The 3,269-nt window shown below is 69.9% G+C and carries 3 protein-coding genes; 1 reads left to right on the plus strand and 2 read right to left on the minus strand.

The genetic code is table 11. The annotated features are described in order from the left end of the window. Positions 1-1,236, minus strand: a 1,236-nt coding sequence (locus A5659_RS06750) for an AAA family ATPase (protein ID WP_156748875.1), incomplete at its 3' end; no start/stop codon positions are given. Next, a complete protein-coding gene (locus A5659_RS06755) occupies positions 1,233-2,384 on the minus strand; it encodes an exonuclease SbcCD subunit D (RefSeq protein ID WP_066873543.1) in 1,152 nt (383 codons plus the stop codon). The genes A5659_RS06750 and A5659_RS06755, both read right to left, overlap by 4 nt. 334 nt (positions 2,385-2,718) lie before the next feature. Between A5659_RS06755 and A5659_RS06760 the strand changes: the two genes are divergently transcribed. Further along, positions 2,719-3,269 (plus strand): DUF222 domain-containing protein (locus A5659_RS06760; protein WP_156748877.1); only part of this gene is annotated, 551 nt, incomplete at its 3' end.

Consider the following 3,269-nt stretch of genomic DNA (forward strand, 5'->3'; position numbering starts at 1 on the left):
CGCCAACTGGTCGCCGGTGCGGTCGACGGCGGCCGCGGCGTCCTCGATGCGGCGCAGCACCGGCTCGGTGACCGCGATGGTGGTGAGCTCGGCGCCGATCCGCTCGCGATCCCGCTCGATGGCGTCGATCCTGGCCAACCTGGCGGTCAGCCGGTCGGCCTCTTCGCGGTCGGCGAGCCGGTCGACCGTGCACCGCGCGGAGTCGGCCTGGCGGTGCAGCTCGGCCAGGGCCTCGGTGGCCTGGTGCAGCGCGGCGTCGGACGCTTCGGCCTCCGCATGCGCCGCGGCCTGGGCGGCGGCGGCTTCTTCGGCCTGCGCTTGCGCTTCGGCCACAGCCTCGGCGCGCGTGTCGATTTCGGCCAGCAGTTGCCGGCGTGCGGTGTGGGCGCCGCCCGCGGCGGTGGCGGTGGCGACCGCGGCGTCGGCGACCAGCTGGGCTTCGCGCTGCTGCGCGGTGAGCGCGGCGACGTTATCGGCGGCTTCCTGCGCGGCGGCCACCCGCGGGCCGGCGGCGATCCGTTGCTGGGAGAGGTCGGCGACCTGCTGGGTCAACACGGCGTGGCGGGCCACCCGCTCGTCGACCTCGGCGACCGCGGCCGCGCACTCGGCAACCGCGGCCTCGGCGTCGGCCAGCCGAGCGATCGCGGCGGCCCACTCGCCTGTAGGGCGTCCGGTCGGGGTGAAGTAACGCCCGTATTCGGCGTCGATGCGTTCGATGAGCAATGGCTCGGTGCCGCACAACCCTCCGCTGTCGCCGGCGGCGACATCGAGCGCGCGGGACAGCGCGTCGCACCCGGACAAATCCACCGCGGCGGTCGACGCGGACTGCAGCACCCGCTGGGCATGCCACAGGTCGCTGTCCACCGTCTCGGCCAGCATCGCCCGGACCCGCTCGTGGGCTTCGTCACCGGTCAGCTGTTCGCGGCACGGCCGGATGACCGTCAGCTCGGTCTCACACTTCTTGTGAAACCGCTTGCGGTAGACGAAACGGTAAGGGCCGCAGCTTATTTCGGCGGACACCTCGGAGCCGACGTCGCTGTGGGTGGGCTTGACCTGTTTGACTTCCTTCTTCGTCGAACGGTCCCGGGCCTCCAACAGCAGGTCCAGGGCTTCGATCATCGACGACTTGCCGATCTCGTTCGCGCCACACACCACCACGACGCCGTGATCGGGGAATTCGATGTCCCGGTGCGAAATCCCGCGGTAGTTGGTCAGGATCAGCCGGTGCAGCTTCACGCCGCACCCCGGTCGGTGAGGCGCAGCAGCAGCGCCAGCGCGGCCTGCGCGTCCACGGCGGTGGCGGGGTCCTCCTCGCGCGCCGTCGCCACCAGCTCTTCGACCGCTGCGGCGGCGAAACCTCCGATGCCCAGATCGCTGAACTCGCCGTCGGCCGGGATCACCGCCAGGTCGGTGTGGCTGTCCCACGTGCGCAGGTGGCCGAATAGCCGTGCGTATTTGTCCAGGCAGGCGTCCAGCGCGGCGCGGTCGGTGACCGTCAGCGAACCGGTCAGCGCCAGGCGCACCACGGTCCGGTCCTTCTCGGTCATCAGGTCGAGGTTCAAGTCGAGATCGGCGATGTCACGGCTGGAGTCGACCTGTCGGCGCAAGGTGACGAACCGCCAGCTTCCGACGTGTCGCGGCGTCACGGACACCGCGCGTTGCGGGTCGGCCTCGTCGACGTCGACGATCAGGACATGGCCTGGGTCGGCTTCCACGTCGTCGAAGTTGGTGACCTCCGGGGAGCCGGAATACCAGACCCGGCCGCTGTCGCCGACCCGGGTGAGCGAGTGCTTGTCCCCCAGCGCCACATAGTGCACCGCACCGCGGGACAGCGCGTCGTCAACGGTGGCGAGCCGGATCAGCGAGGGCTTGTCCCGATCGGGATCCAGGACGTCCACGCCGCCGTGCGCCACCAGGATCCGGGTGCCCGCGGCAGCGGGCAGGTCGTCGAGGACGTCGGCGACCAGGTCGGTGGTCGGGACCTTCGACCGCCACGGCGCGGCGACGATTTCCAGCCCGGGACGCACCTGGTGCACGCCGGCCCGGTCGAGCACCACGACGTTGTCGGGACGCTCGGAGGTGAACAGCGCGCTGCTGTACACCGACGAGGCGTCGAGGGGATCGTGGTTGCCCGGCAGCAGGTACACCGGAATTCCGATGGCGCGCATGGCTTCCAGGGACTGCCCGATGACCTTGGGCGGAAGCTGATTGTGTTCGAAGACGTCGCCCGACACCACGACGAACTCGGCGCCCACCTCGGCCGCCAGGGCGCCCAGACCGGAAACCGCGTCGCGGCGAGCCGCCGAATACCGCGGCTGGGCGTCACCGGCGAGGAAGTGCCGGGTCATGCCCAACTGCCAGTCGGCGGTGTGCAGGAATCGCATGCCGGCGACCCCCTTTCGAAGTGCGTGTTTACCTGGGCATCGAGAGTTTAGGTCTGCGCACCGACAAGACGCGGGACCTCGATCGGCAGGTCTTGGTCCGAGAAATCCGGCAAGATCGTCTGGGCCTGTGCTGCGCGCCGAGCCGGAGCGGTCGCGAATTCTAAATGAATTGCGCGAGTGTGAATCTATGGCGATTTGGGCGAGGTGGTCTTACATCCTTGGCACGGTCGATCACCGTGCGACACCGTGACCCCCACGAAATTATTTGCGCGAGTGTGAATCTATGGCGATTTCTCGGCCGATTTTTGTCGGTGGGTGCCGCTAGTTTGGCGGTGTGAGTGATGAGCAGGATGTCGAGGCGGCGTTCGACGCGCTCGATGCCGCCTGGGATCGCGTGTGCGCGCTGAACGTCGATGCCCTGAAGCCCCGGCAGCAGTTGGCGGTGTTGGCGCGCTGCGAAAAGCAGCGCCGGCGCATCCCAGCCGTCGAGCACCCCGTGATCAATTCCCTGGCCCGCCAAGCACCGTCGGTCGAACTCGGCGGCACAGCAGTCCAGGCCATCGCCGAGGCGACCCTGATCAGCCGCGCCGAAGCCGCCCGCCGCCTCAACGAGGCACGCGATCTGGGCCCGCGCCACGGCCTGACCGGCGAACCGCTGGGCCCGATGCTGCCCGCCACCGCCGCCGGACAACGCCGGGGCGAGCTGGGCGCGGGCCAGGTGGCGGTGATCCGCAAGTTCTACCACCAGCTGCCCGGCTGGATCGACATGCCCACCCGCGAGCGGGCCGAAGCGCGATTGGCCGCCGAAGGCAGCCGGTTTCGCCCCGAACAACTCGCCGGGCTGGCCCGCACCCTGGCCGACTGCCTCAACCCCGACGGCACCTA

The organism is Mycobacterium sp. 1165196.3 (genome assembly GCF_001673415.1).
Classification (GTDB): Bacteria; Actinomycetota; Actinomycetes; order Mycobacteriales; family Mycobacteriaceae; genus Mycobacterium; species Mycobacterium europaeum_A.